The sequence below is a fragment of the Paenibacillus sp. MER TA 81-3 genome (assembly GCF_023713585.1).
Lineage (GTDB): Bacteria > Bacillota > Bacilli > Paenibacillales > Paenibacillaceae > Paenibacillus_B > Paenibacillus_B profundus.
This window is the reverse complement of sequence record NZ_JAMAWB010000001.1, coordinates 456,134-475,025: the sequence shown is the minus strand read 5'-3', so window position 1 is coordinate 475,025 and position 18,892 is coordinate 456,134. Positions and strand designations below refer to the sequence as shown.

Sequence of the window (18,892 nt, the reverse complement as noted above, 5' to 3'; positions counted from 1 at the left end):
CCCATCATTTTAATTGTTACAGGATCGTTCTTCTTGTCTATCCATTACACGGGGGAATCAATCATGAGTTAAATTGTACGAAACGAACATCTCTTTCTTCTTACTCAACCCCTACAACTTCCTTAAGCTCAAAAAAGCTTGTAGAACCCATATATCAATGCATTACAACCTTTCATCACTTCTTAAAGTCATGCCCAGTATTTTTCCATCATCCCCATACGTAATCGCGTTCGAGATGCTGATCTAGAGGGGCAGTTTTGTGAAGGGAGGGTATTCGTGTATTGTATATAAATTCAAGTTAGTAAATCATATTCTTTATAGATTAGAGAATGAAATAAAGGAGGATTAGTTATGTCTACTACAGGAGTTCCGGCGTGTAATGGGGGAAATAATTATTATGATACAAAGAAATTGAAAGATAGACTACAAACACTTCTCCAACAAGACATTTGTTCTGTTTCTGAATTAGAGAGGTGGCTAGTTGAGGAACGTCTATTAAGTGCTGAAGTGGAAGAAATAATAACTAGTCATCTAATCGATTTTTATAGGGATACTAAAAACATAAATAAACGCGACTTATATTTGTATTGCCAAACCGATATCCAGCCACTTCTTACAAAATATAATGCAGAGCTTGATAAGAAATTTAGCAATTGTCCGTTCTCAAAATTGCTGGGAGACGACAAATACGGTTATATGCGCAAAGTAAGGTTAGTAAAGAGTAAGATATTTAATAAAAAAAACATTTTGCTTACTGTGAAGGAGCAGAAGTTAATAACCAGCTACAGAGAAATTATGGCTGCTATAACGATTGATTGGGATGGAGAAACAAAACCTTATCCGTACATAAAAGCAAAGTTAGATAGCCCACATAGGGGAATTCGTGAACGCGCATGGCGTGCTTTATCTGAGTCACATATGCTTGTAAAGCCTGCTGTAGACAGTATCATGAATGAACTAGTAAAATTACGTCATCAAATGGCGCTTAATGCTGGATTTAGTAATTACCGTGACTATGTATTTACACTGAAAAATAGAGAATACAGTATTCAAGATTGTTATACTTTTCATGAGTCTGTTGAAAAGCATGTCATCCCAGTATGGAAACATTTAGCGAAATTCTTTAAAACAGAACTTGGTATAGAGAAGTATCGTCCGTGGGATCTTGGTCCCTGTACATTACCAAAATCCCCATTCAACAATTTTATTGATTTATTGGATGGAGTCGAAAAAATGCTGGGTAAGACTGATTCATATTTCCAAGAGAGATTTCAGTACATTCGTAAGCACGGATTAATTGATGTGGAGGATCGAAAGAATAAGGCTCCTGGAGGTGCTTGTTTTACCTTACCGCAAACAAAAAATGTATTCATCTATGCCAACTTTAGTCCATCGTTTAATGCTGTTAATGCTCTTATACATGAAATAGGTCATGCAATCCATTTTTATAAGCAGTTTGCTAACGAGAGTGGTGTACAAGAACAATATCTTCGTGAAGAAGTAGCTGAACTTTACTCCCATAGTTTAGAACTAATGTTGATGGACAAACTTGATATTTTTTACCCTGAAGACAATGAATGCAAGAAAGCTCAGCGTGAACAAATGCATCGTGCATTTTCTATGCTCATTTCTCCACTAGCAGGTGACCTATTTCAACACTGGCTCTATACTAATCCAAACCATTCACCCGAAGAAAGGGATGCAAAATATCTTGAAATCAGCAAAAGATTCCGGTATTCATCAGTTGATATTGCAGGTTTCGAGACACAAATCGGAGCAAGCTGGATCGAGTCTTTCCACTATTTTCAGTCACCTTTTTATAAAATAGAATATGCAATATCAGAACTAGGAGCGTTACAACTGTTTCAAATCTATCGCGAGAATCCAGAGAAAGCAATCGCTTTATTTAAAGAAGGCGCAGGTATGGATTGGAATTTACCGATTGCGGATATCTATCGAAATACAGGTGTTAATTTTGACTTCTCTGAACAAACCATAAAAAATATCTCCGAATTCATTATTAATATTATTGAAGATTTAAACTAAATGTGTATAGTCACGAAAAAAGCTAATATTGAGTTTTAATTTCCTAAGTCCATTAGAATACCAAAAATCCCTACTTTTTGTGTCGAAAGCAGGGATTATTTTTTGGTTAAAGATTTGTCTTTTTTCTCAAAGCACTACACTACGTTGTAGACTGAGTTAATAATGATTATATGATCCCATACTTTTTTAATGCAAACTCGATTCCATTTTCACTTACTTTTTAGTTACGAAATCAGCTACTTTTCTTAATTTTTCATTCCCATTCCCCATGGCTACACCAAGTCCTACTAATTCCAACATGTCTATGTCGTTCTCGCCATCACCAAACGCAATAGCTAGATGCGGAAATTTATACTATTTCCCTAGAAATCCGCCTTCAGATTTTATCACTTGTCCAGTAATCCACTGTGATTCATCGCTCGCTAAGAAGCTAATCGTTCTGGCTGCATCTTCCGGCAATCCGATCCGTCCCATAGGAAACATCGGCAGAAAAAGTGCTTGCATCTCTTCATTTATCCATCCTGAATCGGTTGGCCCTGGATCGAACCCGTTCACTGTAATTTGGAGCGGAGCCAAAGCTACAGAGAGAGGCTCGATTAGCCCAATCAGAGCTCCCTTCGTTGCAATATACGCCAAGTTGTCAGGGTCAGGGCCTTTGGAAACCATGAAGACAATTCTCCCCGGGGTCCCTTTTGCATGGTTCTTTTCAAATCTTCTTGCAAATTCTGTGCTGAGCATGATCGTTCCACGATTGTTCACGACGTAGTGTTGATCGAACGAAGCGATATTTAGGTTCCGAAAATTGGTTGACACGCAATAGGCTGCATTATTAATCAAAATCGAAGCGTTGCCTAGCGATTTTTCTACCTGATCCATAATAAGTGACGGCATTTCCGGGTTGGCATAATCCGCCTCCATATGACTTGCCCCCACGCCCAAACTTTCCAATTCCTTGCGTAAATGTTCAGGCCACTCCTTGTCTCCGCCATTGCCTTCCGTTTCATCAAAAGGATGCCAATGAGTAAAGAATATATCTGCTCCAAAACTTGCAAGGGAACGGCATATCGCTGTTCCAATCCCTGTTGATCTGCTTGCGCCAGTAACGATTGCTATTTTGTTTTTCAATGAGAACATGTATTGTTCCTCCATTCATGATGTGGAGGGTAAGCAGTCAGAGAGCAATAGAGATGCAATTTCCCTTCAAACTAAAAACGGATGCCAATAGGCATCCGCAACATGGGTTTATGATACACTCATCCCTGCGTACCCGTAAGGTTAAAGATATGAACACCAAATAGAATAGATAAATCACTATAATTGGTATTCTATCTATTTGTTAATCCTTACAGAGTTGTACACACGATAGGTTCTATGCTCCTTCTCAACACATCTCTGCTTTAATAATAGCAATGATGAGAGCTAAAGGCAAAGATTTAAAGACAATTCCTGCAATTACGGGAATCGTTGTTACTGACCGAAGGGGAGAGTGAGTAAAAGCATCGAAAGAGATAATATCGCCTCTCACCTAACCTCGTTATTTACCTGTTTTTCAAGAATTGTTCCCATTGAGTGATGTTTTCAAAACGATAAGTGTCAACACCTTGGGCTTTAAGGTGGTTTTCAGAAGAAAATCAAGACGATCTCCCCCTTTGTTGTTCAAAAGGCACGTCAGTACTTCGGCTGACCCTTGATTAAATTGTATTCTTTATCCATAATTGAATGGGGGCATAAAGTACAAATCACCTTAGAGCTTAATCCTCTAATACGTTTAAAGGAGTGATGGTGTTTGGATACGAACAAACAAATCGAGAAGCAAATGAGAGGTTTATATGTATAGTTGAATAAAAACCTCTCATTTGCTCATGGGAGGCAAAAAACGGACATGATGTATTCCAAGAACATGGTTCAGGGAATGGAACTCACGAGCGAAAACTTTTATAAAGCAGCAGGTCTTTTTGAAGCTTTGCAGCAACATTTATCCATTAAAGGTGTCATTACAGGTGCTGTACCCGGCAGAGTTTTTCTGTCTAATGACTGCGCAACAGCCGTGTTAGCAAATCCTCAAGGCATTTTTCTAGGCGGCAGTCCAGAGAACAGCCTGTTTTTTGAAGAAGCTAATAAGTTGCTCAAAGAGGAGCTGTTACCGAAGCTCGCGTCTAATGGAGAGTTAGACTATGTACTGTTTTATCCATTGGATAAGGAGTGGGAAGATGCTCTTGAGGTGGTTATGAAAGATATATTGCCTATGAGAAGCGGGCGAATGACTTTTACTCACGATTTGAGTAGTATAGATGCCCCCTTTGAAGATGGTATTGTCCCGGTAAATAGCAACTTATTGAAGCGTCAAGATTTAGTCGGGCTCGATGATGTAATACAAGAAATTTTAGAAGGCTGGCCTTCATTAGAAGTTTACGAGGACAAGGGCTTTGGATGTGTTGCCATTCAAGACACGGATGAGGGTCCAACCATTATTAGCTGGTGCCTTACGGACTGGGTAGTTGAAAACGAATGTGAACTTGGTATTCAAACGGATGAAAGGTATCGCGGAAACGGGTGGGCGCGAAAGACAGCATTAGGCGCGCTCTCACTCGCAAAGCAGTGGGGCATAACAAGAGTCGGTTGGCAATGCTGGTCCAACAATATAGGCTCGCAGAGAACAGCCTTATCTGTAGGCTTCAAGCTGCTTGCAGATTTCCCGGTCCTGTTCGGGTGGAACCTTCCTTTGAACAACCTCCTTGTCAACGGAAACCATTATATGCGTGGTGATATGAAGTATGGCGTGGAAAAAGACTACGCCCGCGCAGCATGGTGTTACGCCCAAGCGCTAGATAAAGGTTGGGACTGGAATGGAGATGTGGCATTGTATTGGAACGCAGCCTGCTTGTTTTATTTGATTGGTGAAAAAGAACGCGCCAAACACTATTATAAACAGGCTGTCGACAAGGGATGGATAGACATCCACCAACCCCATTACCATGAATATGTCTACAGAGAAGAGGACAGCGAACAGATCGCACGTATTCTTGCTGGCTCACATTAAGAAAGCACCTTGTTCGCAGGGTTCTTCGGATTCTATTATCAACATATATATTGTTTACCTGCCGCCGCATTATTGGCGGCTTTTTTGTTTAGCAGAGACTGCCGATCCATTCCCCCATACGCTTCTCTGACAACAGCATCTTGAACTATCGCTTTCCGTTAGCGGAATGACCCGGCTCTTTGGCACCATATAACTAAAAAATAACCATCCGCTAACGGATGGCTATTCCTCTCTGCCTGTATTTACGTGTTCCAATTCGCAAGCATGCCTCTAGCCATCTCCATATCGGCTTCCTGGCCTGTAATAAGCGCAAACTTGGCCACCAACACCGGATAAGCGGCCCATTGCTCGACGATATGCTCATGCATGCGCGGCCATAACTTGCCCCCGGCTTTCTCATACCGTGCGAGCAGATCCCGAAGTCCTTCTTCGCCAAAGAGAGCGTAGTAAATGACAAAATCCTTGCCTGGATCGGCAACCTCCGCCTCCGTCCAATCCAGAAATCCGGTCACGCGCTGCGTCTCGTCCACGATGATGTGGGGAGGATGCATATCCCCGTGGTTCAGCACCGAATTCCCGGGCCAGTAAGAGTCATCAGACAACCATGCCGTCCAGCGCTCTTGCAGTATCTTCGGTATCGTAAAGCTGCCTTTGATTTCATCTATATTCTTTGAAAATTCCGCGCGCGCCTCCTGAGGACTTTTTATGCGGACACCCGCCTTGGCAGCCGTGTCTTGATCCGTGCGATGCAGCGCTGCCAACGCCCCCGCGAACGAATCGAAAAAGACATCCGAAAGCGCCTCCTGCTCGAACTGCCATAGGTACCCGCCGCCCCCTGGATCTACCATCGCGATCGGTTTTCCGCGGAGCAGCGGATACGCGATAAGCTCGGGCGTAAAAATACGCCAGTCCGGTACCTCGATCGGCAGCTGCTCCCGCACAAGCTGCAGCACCTTATGCTCATTCTCAGCCCGCTCCAATACGTCCGATCGTCTTGGCTTGCGAAGCACCCACGGCTCGCCTGCATCATCGGTCGCGAAGGCCACAAGGAAATCCATCCCGGATTCGTTTAGTTCCACTTGATTGGCGTTTATGCGCAGCCCATTATAATTTGCGGTGGTTACTATCTCTTCAATCCTATTTTGACGATTTGATTGTGCCGATGTCATTGAACATCTACTCCTCACGTCCATGGCTAATTGGGTTACAGCTTGCTTGCATGCCTGGCGGCATTCCATGCGGTCAGCAATTCATCTACTCTTCCTTCACGAACCGCGCGCAATGCAACTCCGACGCCCCTATGCTAATTTTCCTATATTTTACCATCAATCACTTGTTACAGTAAACAACAAATGAAACAGTTAGCTAATGTACCAACGGTATCACATGACTCCGAACTATTTTGGAGAATAGGAACATATAATTACGATGTTGGCTCTAAGCTTTTCAGAGTCAGCAATACATTCCAGATTTTAATTCCTCTGCACTACCTTCTAAGTTGGCATTACGCACAGATAAGTTGTAAAGTGAAATTAATAATTCGTAAAGGAGCGAAAAATGGTGAAAGGTACGCATGAAGATTGGATTTTGTTTAATGGGAGAATTGTGAATATAAAGGAAGAGCAGCCAATGGTTGCATTAGAAGAACGGGGCTTGCAATTTGGTGATGGAATCTATGAAGTGTTTCGTTTATATAATGGGAAACCACACTTGCTAGATTTACATTTAGAAAGATTCTTTACATCTATGAAGGAAATTCATCTTAATCCGCCTTTTACCAAGGAGGAATTGATTGGACAGCTTCAGCAATTAATTGAAAAAAATCAATTTCAGGAAGATGGAAATGTATATATGCAAATATCAAGAGGTGCTCAGCCACGAAATCATGTATACGAATCGAATCTGAAACCAACCTATTTTGCAAACATTGTACCGTTTCCAAGACCGACTACCGCTATGAAAGAGGGAATAAAAGCAACTGTGGAAGAGGACATCCGCTGGAAATTTTGCCATATAAAATCCTTAAATCTACTTCCGAATATTATGATTAAAAATAAAATTAGTGAAGAAGGATACCAAGAAGCAATATTAGTTCGAGATGGAATTGTAACAGAAGGGTGCCATTCCAATTTCTTTATTATAAAAAATAATAAAGTGATTACGCACCCAGCCGATCACTTTATTTTACATGGAATTACTCGTCATCATGTTATTTCGTTAGCACAAGCTCTACACATTGAAGTAGAAGAGAGAGAGTTTCCATTACAAGAAGTATATGAGGCGGATGAATGCTTCTTTACGGCGACGCCCCTTGAAATATTCCCAGTTATTCACATTGGAGATGAGCAATTTGGTAATGGAGAAAGCGGCCCAGTTACGAAGAAACTACAAGCTGCTTATGAGGAAAGTATTGCACCTTTAAAAGCAACAAATTGAATGCATAAGGAAAGAGAAGCTGGTATTTCACCAGTTTTTTTCATGAACTAATCAAGCGTAGGACAAATTTTAAAAACGTTGTAAAAGTGAATTTTATGTATATGAATTATGAAGCATTTAAAGAAGTAAATCACGTGGTACGTCTTTAGCATCATCGATTATCATGTTCATGGCTCTTTTCTTATTCGGTTCTATAACCACAAGAACCAATAATTTCATTGGATTCTGATTCAATTATAGCGAAACGAGCAGCTTTGTTGACGAATCAGACACTTTCAATTATCTTAAAAATAATCTTTCTGTGTGTAATTCTGTAATCAATACTTTTACCTCCATTATGTTATGCTTTTAAAGTCGGGTTAAAAATATTGATATCTGCGCATAGTTCAGTCCCTTCATTATTTGAGATGGCTTTATTATACAATAAAAATTTATAGTTCGGATAAGCTCGGAAAGCCCATGTAAAAACAAGAACTTATTTATTTTGAATACGATAATTTCGGGTTAGTTCAGGTACAAATATGGTCACGAATGAGTTCAGGAACAGGGCGTGTGTTGAATCGAATAATAGCTTGATTTTGCTTGGGCCTCGGATTACTCCGGGGCTTTAACTAACGCATCATATAGGTGCTTATTACTCTATTGGGTTCATGTCGATTTTCCTTTCTTTTTTAGCTCCCGTTCGTTTTTAATGTACTGAGCAACGATACGTAACTTTTTCAGACCATCCCCTCCTCTCATATTTTGTAATAGGTTAATACGCTGCTTGCGGTGAATACTGCGGTTTTCTCCAACCATTCATATAGTGACCACCTTAATAATATCCTCGACCTTCACCCACTGCTTTTCACCATCGAGCAATAACTTGATACGTTTCCCAAGCTTGTCAATATCTATAACCATTCCTATCAATTCGCAGCGTTCAAATGGATCGAACATATCCAATGTGACGCATTCCTGCCATTCCATTGATTGGGCAGGCATGTAAAATATTCGTTCAATTCCTGCTCGTCGATAGTTGGCCGGCTACGGCGTCCAAACTCATATCTATGTTGTATAATGGTTTCCTTATGTTCGGGGAGCATCATACGCGATGACTCCCATAGCCCATTGCCCTGTAACTTCTTACTCATTTGTAATGGCCTTCAATTTTTATGTGGATTGTCGATTGTGTAATCTTAAAAATTTTCTTCCTAGGGCCTGTCTTCAGACCTAAGCGAGCCAACGTCAAAAAAGCTTTGAACGTACATGCTAATTTATCGAATCGTGTGGCGATTCGACGATAATGTTTAATTCTATTGAAAAAGCATTCCACTCCATGGCGTTCGTCTTCTCATATCCTGATTCTACCACTATTTATGCTTGAGTTATAGTTTGAAGACAGACCCTAACTGATTATTTGATAGCGTTTCGATAGCAAACATTTTTCTATAATTGTCTTTGAAATTATCATACTTATCCGACACTTCGGCAACGTCTATATCATTCTTAGGAAGTTCGATACCCCATTCCATTAGCCGAATTGCTTCACTATCGGTACTTTCCAATTTCCATTGTTCCCAATCACTTCTTTGAGTTGCCCTTAGTCTAATCTTAGTACCTTGCCAAAAATAACTTGATTCAATGATTGTCATTCATTTGTTCCCCCAACACATATTTGAATTACATGGAACTTACATCCTTTTCCATTGTACCATTTGTTGGACTTGTCAATTTGTCTTTTCGTGTCATATTTTACTAATAGTCGGTCGATGGATGTGCCTATGGCATATCTGAAAACAATAAGCACGAAAAAGGTGTAAACCATCCCCCCACCTAAACTACCACATCAGACCACCTAGAATCCATTCTGACGCCCCCCTAGCTATTGTTACACTAATGTCCCTCTATGAAGAATCACCTTTCTCTTAAATGCTCGCGTTTTCTTAGAATTTGACCATGTTGCATAGTTAAAAGACAACTTATTCATGGATTTGATTTGAAGGTGATGAAAATTATGGGGCTACAGGAAGCGCAAAAACATCCTCACCTAAACCTCTTCTCTGTAAAAAGTGGTTAATTCGGTAAAGTATGGTTGCACCTATGGATCTCCACATTGGCTCATGGTGGTCAACCCTCCCATGTCTCACAGAGTCTACGCTCCCACATTCCTTCATTCAACCTGTCCATGAGGTGGAGGTCAGATATGCTGCCCGACAGGATCTTCGTCCGTATGTTAGTGCCGTTCCGACTCATCCGTGCTTTAGTTGTCAGTTGTTTGTTACGACTTCAATTTCTAAGAAGATGCTGCTGTATTTAAGCTGCTAGTGGTACTTCCATGAATCGAGGGATATCCTGCATCATTTTTTCTTCACTGAATTCATGTCCCTTTTTCATGATGCCGAACAGGATCCGAATAAGCTTGTTACACAGGGCGATGAGAGATTGCATCTTTTTCAGCGGATTATCTGGCCGCTTGGTGTAATACTCGTGCAATGCTTTAAAAGCTCCGTTCTTCGCTACCAGTGGCATCACGACACGGAAGAGCAAGGCTCGAAGTCGCTTCCTGCCTCTCTTCGTAATTTTGGTCTGTCCTTTGTGTTTGCCCGATGTATTTTCCCTTAAGTTTAATCCTGCGAGTTTTACGATCTGCTTGGGATGTCGGTACTGACGGATGTCACCAACTTCAGCCAGGAATCCGGCTATTGTATCCCGACCAATCCCTTTAATCGCCAGCAATTTCTGAACATATGGGATTTGCTTCATCAGCTCTTCCAACTTTGCATCAAGCTCTTCGAACTTACATTGGAGCAGTTCGTACTGTACCAATAGTAGCTGAAGCTCCATCTTGGCTAGCTCTGCACCTTGTTTCATGCCTATTGAACGACTGGCCGCGGCTTTCAGGCCCTTCACGCGTCCCAGGCCGAGTCCACGCTTGGCAGCTTCCCTTAGATGTCCCAGCAAAAACTCGTCTGACCTTGAAACAAGTTCATGCGGCAGCAAATAAAGGCTGAGCATTTGAAGGGCCGACTTGCATTCCCAATCCTTAAAAACTGTAAGGAATTCCTGAAAGTACCGATCCAGCCAGTTATGAACACGTCCTTGTACTACACGCAGGTCAGTCGATAGATGATCGCGAATTTTCATGGCTTCCCGCAGCTCTGCATAGATACCTTGGGGAAGATTCGGTACGGCATATCTTCCATCTTTGACTAGCTGTGCGATGACTTTAGCGTCTTTGATGTCATTCTTGGTCGGTGAGTTGTCATCCAGTTCTTTGCTTTTCTTCACATGCAGTGGGTTCACCACGACGCATAAAACTTGTTGTTCTTTTAGGTAATGTGCAAGGTTCAACCAGTAATGACCAGTCGGTTCCATACCGACTATGACCTCCTTGCAGGTCTGTTCTTTCATGATCTTCTGATACCAGCCTACGAATAATTCAAACCCTTCCCGACTGTTCTCAAAAGCAATTGGCTTCCCATACTCGACTCCGCGGAAGTCTTGTGCGCGAGCCACATGTTTGAACTTTGCAATATCTACACCCACGATGAGTGTAGTAGAAGTGATTTGATTAATTCGTTCATTTTGAGTAGAATGCATCTTGTAGTCTCCTTGGTTTGTTTTTGGTTCCGGTCGCTGGCCAGCATATGGGACCCATAAACATCATACCAAGGAGTCTTTTTGTTTCTCAAATCTCATATTTCTTCATTATAGGAATGCTGCCCGTTACTTCAACAAAAGAAAAAGGAGCTGCCTCCATGCAAGCTCCTCTACCATCGTTCCTCGTTAGCTTAATCATTGTGAATGGAATGTATCGAGTTTGAATGACGCTTCTCGACACAAGCACATTATTCAATACTTTTTTTACAATACTCCTCAAGAGTCACAACAAGTGAAGACGGAAGATCTATTTCATCCTTATCACAGCAGCCTCCGGGGACATAAATACCTTTGGAGGACAATCGTTCGATCTGAGACGCCATTCGAGCCGAAAAATCGGGAGCGAGCAGGTCGGGGTTTAGGGCAATTATGAACAAGCCTACACCAGGCGAGTGACTCCCTTCCTCGAAGGATGGTGCATCAAGCGACCAGTTCGCGCCTGTCGTACCTGCGGCGAGAATTTCAACCATGAGTGCGATATTGGCACCGCGCCCCCCCCCCGAAAGCAAGTAAATCCCCCTTGATCGCTTCACGCGAATCCATTGTATGTTGTCCCTTCCCATCGATAGCCCAGCCTTCGGGAATCATCTCCTCCCGTTCGGCCGCCTGCCGTATGTTGACAAATGACGTGGCGCTGGACGCCTGATCGATAACCAAGGGGGCCCTGTTGTCGACGGGCGCAGCGAATGCGAGAGGATTAGTGCCATAAACAGCCTCGATGCTTTGGCCCGCAGCCATTAAGGCAGATCCATTGGTCGCAGCCATCGCTACCAACCCCTTACAGGCGAGACGCCTTACATAATAGCCCAATTCTCCAGCCGTGTAGCTATTCTTTAAAGCGAGTACAGTAACACCATAGGTACTTGCCCGTGTTTGCAATTCCTCGAATGCACGATCAAAACCATGTTGGGCAATGCCTCCCTTGGCATCGACCTGAATGAGAGCAGGAGCTGGAAAGAAGATCGCAGGATCTTCTGTACCAGTAATGCGACCACACAAAAAGCCTTCCAGATAGTCGGGAAGATGTGCAAATCCAACCGAACTCCGACCGGAACATTCCGCAGCGACAGTTGCTTCAGCAAGAGAGACTGCCACCGATTTGCTCGCACCAGCGGCAACACACGCGCGAATAGCCAACTCTCTTGCGCTCTTAAGATTGTATCGCATTGGCTATTATCCTAAAACTCGACTGAATTTGTGGCTTGAATCCTTTTAAAACCGAATTATATATTACTTTCCTGTTTCCTCTCATTTTTGCTTCATGCCCCTCCCGGATCCCGTCATTTCAATAACGAACCACAATATTTTCGAATATACGCTGCGGTTTCTTTGTAGGATAATTTAGCCAGAATCTTCGATGATTCTATCATCATTACCTCGTCTATTTCTTTGCCGCAGGGCTTAAGATCATGTTGACTCCCGGTAAACTCGACAATAAACATAGTCGTCTCCTGGCGTTCATATCCTATTTTCCGCGTCGTATCTTCTTTAAAATTAAACGCAATCTTCTCAGGAAGCTCTTGTTTAATTAACAAAGTACAGGATTGATTGGCTTAAAAATTCCGAGAAATCTCCCTTGTCAAATTGATTGAAGTAATGGATAAAGCGACTATCAGTAGAATAGACTTCTGCTATGCAGGTTAAAATTTCCGCATCACAAACCATAAACTCTTCAAGGCAGCTTTCCCATTTGCTTATTAACTTTTGAACCTCAGCAGAAGCTGGAGACTTATCTTTATGTTTCGCCAAATCACGAAATACATTCTCCATGTTTACCGAGAACTGTTGGTATGCTCTTTCTTTCTCTGTAGCAGACAGTTGGTTTACTTTTCCTTCAAATTCCTGATATTTTTCCGTATCACCATAGACGAATTTCGCTTCTGATTCGTATTGCTCTTGGATTGAAAGTATTGGTGAATCACGAAACATATTGAGATGATAGATATCCGTTCCTTCTACATATTCATCTAATTGATCAATGATCGTCTCGAGCTTTTGCTTTCTTTGTACTAGTGTACTACGATGTTCAGTTAGAATGTCTCTTTGTTCTGATTTTGATAGTCTCATCATTTGTGAAATTTCATTCAATGAAAAATTCATTTCTTTGAATAATAAAATCGATTGTAGTTTTGCTAGTGCCACTTGATCATAGAACCGATATCCATTATCAGCTTTAATGGGCTTCAATAATTCGAGTTTATCGTAATAATGTAATGCTCGTTTTGTTATACCTGTAATCTTTATGACATCTTTAACTGTGAATAATTGTCTTTTCATTCCAAAATCCCTTTGTTTCAGCAAGAATTGTAGCTGCTGGAGTTATTGTCGCCTCAGTAGTACTTTTTCCTGTTTTGTTTAAATAATATTGGATTAAGTAGTAGCCGCAGGCATATCCACTTGCATAAGGCATTCCAACAGGATTAAAATTTTGCATCTTCGCAATTTCATCACCATATAGATACGGATTAATTTTATCAAAACCCGTTACATTTAGCTGATCTTTTATTTTTGGTTTATTTTGTGTATTTAACGTTTCCATGCTCGTTTTGGCTACCCAAGGTCCTAATAATTCATCACCATACATGGATGTAGCGAAGTTTTCTGCTAATCCCTCACTAACAACCATTTCTCCCAAAGTAATACTATTATCCCACTGAATAAATTGGTATCTGACATTATGATTGCATTCATGTGCTAACACCGATTTTATACGGGGTAATGTATATTCATTTGGGGTCATGGTGGCGATAATATAGCCAGGGATACCACCATCCCCACAAATTCCTTCATTGATAGTTAGCGTAGGACTGTTAGCATCACCTAATAATATAGTGTAAAGATATTCTGAAATCGAAAGCTCAATCCCATTTTTGAGAAATGATGATAAACTAGTAGTAACTGCTTCATGACAATCTTGCCAAAATTGTTCAGACGAAATTGCTGCTAATTCTCCGTATATATCAGGAATAATGTCTGTTGGAGATAAATTCATGAAATTATTCATCATAATTACATCAAACCCATTTGGCTCACTTGATTTAAACGGAATTTGTTGGATTTCCCATTTTTCCATAAAGGGTCTCATCATTTCTTGCCGATATAGTTCCAATTTCTCATCTGGTGTTGCCTTGATTATTTTTCCATAAATCTTATCGGAACGCAATGCGGTAATCTTCAATAGTAATCTCTCCTTTATTTAAGATTGATTACATTATTAAGTATTACCTTACGTAACAGTCAAGGGTTCATATTCCAGGTATTGAATCGCTGCATAGCTACTTCCATTGTTACGGGGGATTTCTTGATATTGTTTACGTGTGAAGTAATAAAAAAATCCTCTTTTGCCTCTACCTGTTTTGTGAAGAACAGATAGCTAAAAGGGGACCTCTACCCTAGATATCGGCTGCCTTCACAGGGGGTGGATTAAGCTATAGTGTCCCGTTAGTTGAAAAAGCAAATCATAAATATTTTTTGAACCCTTTACTGGCTGAACCACTGTATCCTTTTCTTTCAAAGAATTGATGTGCTCTTTGGCGTGAAGAATTACTTAAAAGCATAATCTTATGACAATCAATTGATTTGTAGTAATCCTCAACATATTGTAGAAGTTTTTGTCCAATATTTCTGTTCCTATGATTTTCATGAACAATCACATTCTCTACCACTCCATATGGTCTAAAACCATGCAAAGCCTGCAAACATATGTTTAATGTAACCCTTCCTAATATTTGTCCATACTCCTCGTATACAAGTAAAGAATTGTTTGAATCCCTTCTAATAGTCTCAATTTGTGCTCCTAAACATTCATTTTCTTACTATTTGGTACTAACATTCTATAGAGCTCGAATATCTGATCTTTATCTGATATTTCAGCTTCTCGAATCATAAGATTTCGACTCCTTTTTAACTGGATCGATACATGGTATTCGCCTTCTATAGTTCATTTCCTTTATTTGTAACCTCCCTACCCGTTACCCCAATAATATTAGGAGGGCAATTGCTACAATAAACTTCTATTATTAAACGACTGACGATCGGGTTGAAACATTCATTGGCGAGCTAATCAATATCGATTTCTGCGTTCCCGTTGCAACCGATCCTCTAATACAGATCAATGATCTGGCGATTGATGGCTGGCCATCTGCGACCAACCCTAATATTATCTGGATCTCATGCATCGCGGTCAAAGGCGAGAACAAGATAAGTATTAAGGTTGATGATTCAACTTACAACTATTTCTTTCATGCTGAAAAATAATATCCAATGATTTGATAAAGAATGGCCTGCAGTTGTGCATTTTTTCTATGACACAAATGTTCCTAGATAAAAAAAGAAAGGAACGATTTACTTTGGGATGTGAAACATTTCTAAATATTGATTCGTATATATTGATGTTAAAGATTAGATATGAATGGAGGAACTATGGTGAGAAAATGTTATTCGTTGCTTATTTCCGCATTTCTACTGTCGGTTCTTGTAGTTGCGCCCACAACGATATTCGCCGCAGCACCGGCAACATCGTTTAACGTCTATATGAATGGGAAGCAACTGGAGGATGTGCTACTGTTGCAGGGGCGCACACTTGTGCCGTTGACTGCCTTCGATGATCCGACTCGGCTTAGTTATACCTATGATGCCAATTCGAAGACGGTCAACATTACAAACAAGGTCAACAAAGTGAGCATCCAATTAAGTGGCGGGGCGCAGGAAGCAATTATGAACGGGAAGAAAGTAAAGCTTGATGCGCAAGTAACCTTTAAGGGTGGCCGTACCTTTGTGCCGTTGCGTTTCTTGTCTGAGAATCTGGGAGGGAGTGTTAGTTATGACAAAGAGGGCAAAAAAGTCGTGGTTCGCACCCCTACGGAGCAAGAACGATTCAAAACATTGATGAGCGGAGACTTGACGGAGGCACGCAAAATTGCCATTAGACTTCCTCTCATATACGGGAAGGACGCTCTTCAACCACAGGGCGAAGGATTTTCAATCCAGTATACGTTTCCTAAGGGAGAAACTCTTCGTTATTATCAACAATATAAAGGGCTAGTTAATTATGTCGAAATTAATGCGGATGGACTTGCAGAAGTAAAATGGCAAGGGGATGAGCCTCAATCGGGTATAGAGCACCGCGAGAAAGGGAACAAACCAGCCGATCTAGGGGAAGCCGTCTATTTCGTTGATTCCGTCATGTCCGATTACACGTACTATGGTACGATCGACAAATTGGGAAAGTCGACCGAACTAGGGCAATTTGGCCGATTGGAGGAAAACAATAAAGGCAAAGTAATTGTCCCAATCGACGAAGAAAAAAGAATCGATGCAAGTAAAGACTAGATTACATATTTCATCTGTCAGCATGCCAGCCCCCGACTGTAAGAGTCGAGGGTTTTTCTTATTGTCTGTTCATGATACAGCTATAAGGAAACTGGTAATAAGATATATTTCTCCGCAATCCTGTGATGGACATAGATGATTGAAGTATAACCTCAAAACCTACCTGGTTTGTTTCAACCTGTCCGTAGATCAATGAAGTGTGACTACATTTTTGCATGAATATAATTGTTTATTACATAAACAACATCCGCGACAATGCCTGGTCTATCAAGCTTTTCATCGTTAAGTCATGTTGCATCACCGAAGGCTCCCAAATTTTCAGGAAAGACTCATTTTCTTATCATACTACTTATCCAACAACTGATAATATTTTTCGATATGCCCTCTAGGTGGTTACCATGAATGACTATATCTGCAAAATTTTTAGTGCGTAGTACAAATTCTATTTCTCTATGTTTTGCAGCATCTAAGTAATATGTTGCAACTTCCTCAAAACCCACGCCCCAATTTTTCATATTTCTACTTATCCTTCGATACATGCGTTCATCTGAATCAAGGTCAACAAAGATCTTTACATCTAACATTTTTCTTAACTCTTCAAAGTAAAGTGTGAAAATGCCTTCTAAGATAACTACTTCAGGAGGAATTTCAGCTCTCAGTAAGTTGTTTAAGTATTCCATTAATTTGTTATAGTCTAATGCATCTGAATGATTAAAATCGTCATATTCCACATTTGATACAGGCGATATCATCTTTGGCAAATCCTTTTTATAGAAATCGTCCGTTGAGACAACATCTACTTGATAATCTTTAAGTTCTTTAGCTATAATATCGCAGTAAGTTGACTTTCCGCTGCCAGAACCGCCTGCAATTCCCACAATAATTCCTTAGCAATGGAATAATATTCCACTAACTGCAGGGAAATCCTTCTTACACCATTATCCTGTCCGTTAGCTTAAAAAAATGAGCAGACTGCGGTAGCCTGCTCAACAATAAATTTTATGCAACTATTGTTCTCCGTTAGTTGAATGATTAATTACGAGTATTCAATGAGTTTCTTGTCGATTTCTGCAATTTCGCCGATCTCTGATATACCATCCCAAAGAATTATTGACTCAGCATCAGCAGGAACTGAGTATTGTCTGGATTGGTAGGAGATCATGTTCGATGCATTGATCTTTACAAGCTTATGATGTATGCGATAGGAACTTCTTATACGCTCCGCTGGTAACGGGTGTAAGGAGTTCTTTTTCTTTTCTAGGGCTAGAACTGGCACTTTTCCCGTTCCTTGATGGAACGATTGATTTACTCGAGCACATAGCGTTTGAATGTCGTCCATGACGGTCTTCATGTTGTCTGTAAGAATCTAATCTCATGAGGCACGCCACCAATGGTATCAAAGGCCTCCGTTAAGAAAGATAGCAGCACGCTTTGTGATTTAGATACGCTCATGTGATAAACCCTGAACCGAGAATACGAGAGCAGCAGTACAGCTACATTCACTTCAACTTTCTCTCCGTCCTTCGTTTCAAAGGGAATGCTCTTTCCAGTCTAACTGGGCCTGCACACCTGGATCTGTCTCGAACCGAATCGTTCCCTGTGGTGATGGCATTCGCTGTCCATGCTTAAAGTAGGCTTCAAATTCAGGTTTACGGGCAATGTAAGCTCTGAATGCAGACGCTGAACATTGCAGTCCATGGTTGTCCGTAAGGTATTGCCATAATACTCGCTTGTAGTAAAACACTTGCTTGCTGTCTATGGATAGAAGTGCAGCAATGATTTCATAATACTCATCAATCTTCGAGCCTTTGTCTCGTGATCTGCTCTCGTATACCCATCTAGGTATTTCTGAATGGTTCGACGATCCACACCCAGTTCTCTAGCTAACTGACTTTTATTGATTTTCATATTGAGATTCTCCATTAATGATTTGAGTTTTGGTAAGTCTAGTAAACTGCGGATTTCCATATTTGATTGAACATTCAACGTGATATACATACTCATCTCTCCCTTGAGACAATATGGTTCATCTCGTCAAATCTGAACATTCTAATTCAAGCATTTCTGTACATGTTTAGACTAGCATTTGTAGAGCACTCTCATTTGTGGAAGAACTTCTATATATTTATTTGGTATATCCGATGCCAAGATTACATTACTAGTAGCAAGCGTCCTTTTTCCTTTCGAATATAAATCATATACAACGCCCCCTAGATAAACCTTCTGCTGATAAAAAATTCTCCTGTCCCTCTAGCTTCCCGAATAAATCGTCTACTCTTTGGCTGAATGTTACCAATCCATCAACATTACTCACTCTTTTCGCCACCCTTAGTAGTGTATTTCCTTAAGTTTACACTCGTCTAAGTTATTCCGTAAAGTAATTGGCCGCCCCCGAAG

At 40.8% G+C, this 18,892-nt stretch carries 17 protein-coding genes and 3 pseudogenes; 4 read left to right on the top strand and 16 right to left on the bottom strand.

Annotation, left to right across the window (positions count from 1 at the left end; all coding sequences use genetic code 11):
• Positions 1-351: 351 nt before the first annotated feature.
• Positions 352-2,046 (top strand): M3 family oligoendopeptidase, encoded by a 1,695-nt coding sequence (locus tag M3650_RS02155; RefSeq protein WP_251571952.1) that lies wholly within the window; start codon positions 352-354, stop codon positions 2,044-2,046.
• A 166-nt stretch (positions 2,047-2,212) separates the two neighbouring features.
• Here M3650_RS02155 and M3650_RS02150 read toward each other — a convergent pair.
• Both M3650_RS02150 and M3650_RS02145 read right to left on the bottom strand, forming a co-directional pair.
• Positions 2,213-2,382: pseudogene (locus M3650_RS02150) on the bottom strand (HAD hydrolase family protein); the annotation flags it as partial.
• 18 nt (positions 2,383-2,400) lie between these two features.
• Positions 2,401-3,180, bottom strand: coding sequence for an SDR family oxidoreductase (locus M3650_RS02145; RefSeq protein ID WP_251571950.1), 780 nt, complete (start codon positions 3,178-3,180; stop codon positions 2,401-2,403).
• Positions 3,181-3,928: 748 nt separating this feature from the next.
• Between M3650_RS02145 and M3650_RS02140 the strand changes: the two genes are divergently transcribed.
• Positions 3,929-5,086, top strand: a complete 1,158-nt coding sequence (locus tag M3650_RS02140; RefSeq protein WP_251571947.1) for a GNAT family N-acetyltransferase — start codon at positions 3,929-3,931, stop codon at positions 5,084-5,086.
• A gap of 242 nt (positions 5,087-5,328) precedes the next feature.
• Here M3650_RS02140 and M3650_RS02135 read toward each other — a convergent pair whose 3' ends face one another.
• Positions 5,329-6,255 (bottom strand): macrolide 2'-phosphotransferase, encoded by a 927-nt coding sequence (locus M3650_RS02135; RefSeq protein ID WP_251571944.1) that lies wholly within the window; start codon positions 6,253-6,255, stop codon positions 5,329-5,331.
• Between the two features lie 391 nt (positions 6,256-6,646).
• Between M3650_RS02135 and dat the strand changes: the two genes are divergently transcribed.
• Positions 6,647-7,522 carry a D-amino-acid transaminase gene (dat, locus tag M3650_RS02130; RefSeq protein ID WP_251571941.1) on the top strand — a complete coding sequence of 292 codons (876 nt, stop codon included), beginning with the start codon at positions 6,647-6,649 and terminating at the stop codon, positions 7,520-7,522.
• Between the two features lie 648 nt (positions 7,523-8,170).
• Here the strand turns inward: dat and M3650_RS02120 are convergent.
• The 11 genes and pseudogenes from M3650_RS02120 to M3650_RS32460 form a co-directional block, all read right to left on the bottom strand.
• Positions 8,171-8,320, bottom strand: a complete 150-nt coding sequence (locus M3650_RS02120; RefSeq protein ID WP_019419571.1) for a hypothetical protein — start codon at positions 8,318-8,320, stop codon at positions 8,171-8,173.
• Entirely contained in the window at positions 8,321-8,506 is a 186-nt protein-coding gene (locus tag M3650_RS33070; protein WP_483311718.1) for a YolD-like family protein, read from the bottom strand.
• 223 nt (positions 8,507-8,729) lie between these two features.
• Positions 8,730-8,849, bottom strand: a pseudogene (locus M3650_RS02110) (IS5/IS1182 family transposase); the annotation flags it as partial.
• 40 nt (positions 8,850-8,889) lie between these two features.
• On the bottom strand, positions 8,890-9,156 hold the full coding sequence (locus tag M3650_RS02105) for a hypothetical protein (RefSeq protein ID WP_251571938.1): 267 nt from the start codon (positions 9,154-9,156) through the stop codon (positions 8,890-8,892).
• Between the two features lie 661 nt (positions 9,157-9,817).
• On the bottom strand, positions 9,818-11,104 hold the full coding sequence (locus M3650_RS02100; RefSeq protein ID WP_251571936.1) for an IS110 family RNA-guided transposase: 1,287 nt from the start codon (positions 11,102-11,104) through the stop codon (positions 9,818-9,820).
• Positions 11,105-11,352: 248 nt separating this feature from the next.
• Complete coding sequence (locus M3650_RS02095; protein ID WP_251571933.1) at positions 11,353-11,634, bottom strand: hypothetical protein; 282 nt, start codon at positions 11,632-11,634, stop codon at positions 11,353-11,355.
• Positions 11,627-12,301: an Ldh family oxidoreductase gene (locus tag M3650_RS02090; protein ID WP_251571931.1), complete on the bottom strand. Its 675-nt coding sequence runs from the start codon at positions 12,299-12,301 to the stop codon at positions 11,627-11,629. The genes M3650_RS02095 and M3650_RS02090 overlap by 8 nt, the downstream gene beginning before the upstream one ends.
• 143 nt (positions 12,302-12,444) lie before the next feature.
• Positions 12,445-12,699 (bottom strand): hypothetical protein, encoded by a 255-nt coding sequence (locus M3650_RS02085; protein ID WP_251571929.1) that lies wholly within the window; start codon positions 12,697-12,699, stop codon positions 12,445-12,447.
• On the bottom strand, positions 12,689-13,441 hold the full coding sequence (locus tag M3650_RS02080; RefSeq protein ID WP_251571926.1) for a MerR family transcriptional regulator: 753 nt from the start codon (positions 13,439-13,441) through the stop codon (positions 12,689-12,691). Before M3650_RS02080 ends, M3650_RS02085 begins: the two co-directional genes overlap by 11 nt.
• Positions 13,416-14,342: a DUF2268 domain-containing putative Zn-dependent protease gene (locus M3650_RS02075; RefSeq protein WP_251571924.1), complete on the bottom strand. Its 927-nt coding sequence runs from the start codon at positions 14,340-14,342 to the stop codon at positions 13,416-13,418. The genes M3650_RS02080 and M3650_RS02075 overlap by 26 nt, the downstream gene beginning before the upstream one ends.
• Before the next feature lie 280 nt (positions 14,343-14,622).
• Positions 14,623-14,943 (bottom strand): GNAT family N-acetyltransferase, encoded by a 321-nt coding sequence (locus tag M3650_RS32460; protein ID WP_369011078.1) that lies wholly within the window; start codon positions 14,941-14,943, stop codon positions 14,623-14,625.
• Positions 14,944-15,589: 646 nt separating this feature from the next.
• On the opposite strand from M3650_RS32460, the gene M3650_RS02070 reads away from it, so the two are divergent.
• Positions 15,590-16,495, top strand: coding sequence for a copper amine oxidase N-terminal domain-containing protein (locus M3650_RS02070; RefSeq protein WP_251571922.1), 906 nt, complete (start codon positions 15,590-15,592; stop codon positions 16,493-16,495).
• A gap of 329 nt (positions 16,496-16,824) precedes the next feature.
• Here the strand turns inward: M3650_RS02070 and M3650_RS02065 are convergent, their stop codons facing one another.
• Complete coding sequence (locus M3650_RS02065; protein ID WP_251571920.1) at positions 16,825-17,373, bottom strand: AAA family ATPase; 549 nt, start codon at positions 17,371-17,373, stop codon at positions 16,825-16,827.
• 242 nt (positions 17,374-17,615) lie between these two features.
• Positions 17,616-18,493 (bottom strand): annotated as a pseudogene (locus M3650_RS02060) (transposase); the annotation flags it as partial.
• Positions 18,494-18,892 lie beyond the last annotated feature (399 nt).

Bases quoted from the DNA above. Each gene is read 5' to 3' on its own strand.
- M3650_RS02155 (WP_251571952.1), top strand. From the start codon at position 352: ATGTCTACTACAGGAGTTCCGGCGTGTAATGGGGGAAATAATTATTAT.
- M3650_RS02145 (WP_251571950.1), bottom strand. From the start codon at position 3,180: ATGTTCTCATTGAAAAACAAAATAGCAATCGTTACTGGCGCAAGCAGA.
- M3650_RS02140 (WP_251571947.1), top strand. From the start codon at position 3,929: ATGATGTATTCCAAGAACATGGTTCAGGGAATGGAACTCACGAGCGAA.
- M3650_RS02135 (WP_251571944.1), bottom strand. From the start codon at position 6,255: ATGACATCGGCACAATCAAATCGTCAAAATAGGATTGAAGAGATAGTA.
- M3650_RS02120 (WP_019419571.1), bottom strand. From the start codon at position 8,320: ATGGTTGGAGAAAACCGCAGTATTCACCGCAAGCAGCGTATTAACCTA.
- M3650_RS33070 (WP_483311718.1), bottom strand. From the start codon at position 8,506: ATGCCTGCCCAATCAATGGAATGGCAGGAATGCGTCACATTGGATATG.
- M3650_RS02105 (WP_251571938.1), bottom strand. From the start codon at position 9,156: ATGACAATCATTGAATCAAGTTATTTTTGGCAAGGTACTAAGATTAGA.
- M3650_RS02100 (WP_251571936.1), bottom strand. From the start codon at position 11,104: ATGCATTCTACTCAAAATGAACGAATTAATCAAATCACTTCTACTACA.
- M3650_RS02095 (WP_251571933.1), bottom strand. From the start codon at position 11,634: ATGGTTGAAATTCTCGCCGCAGGTACGACAGGCGCGAACTGGTCGCTT.
- M3650_RS02080 (WP_251571926.1), bottom strand. From the start codon at position 13,441: ATGAAAAGACAATTATTCACAGTTAAAGATGTCATAAAGATTACAGGT.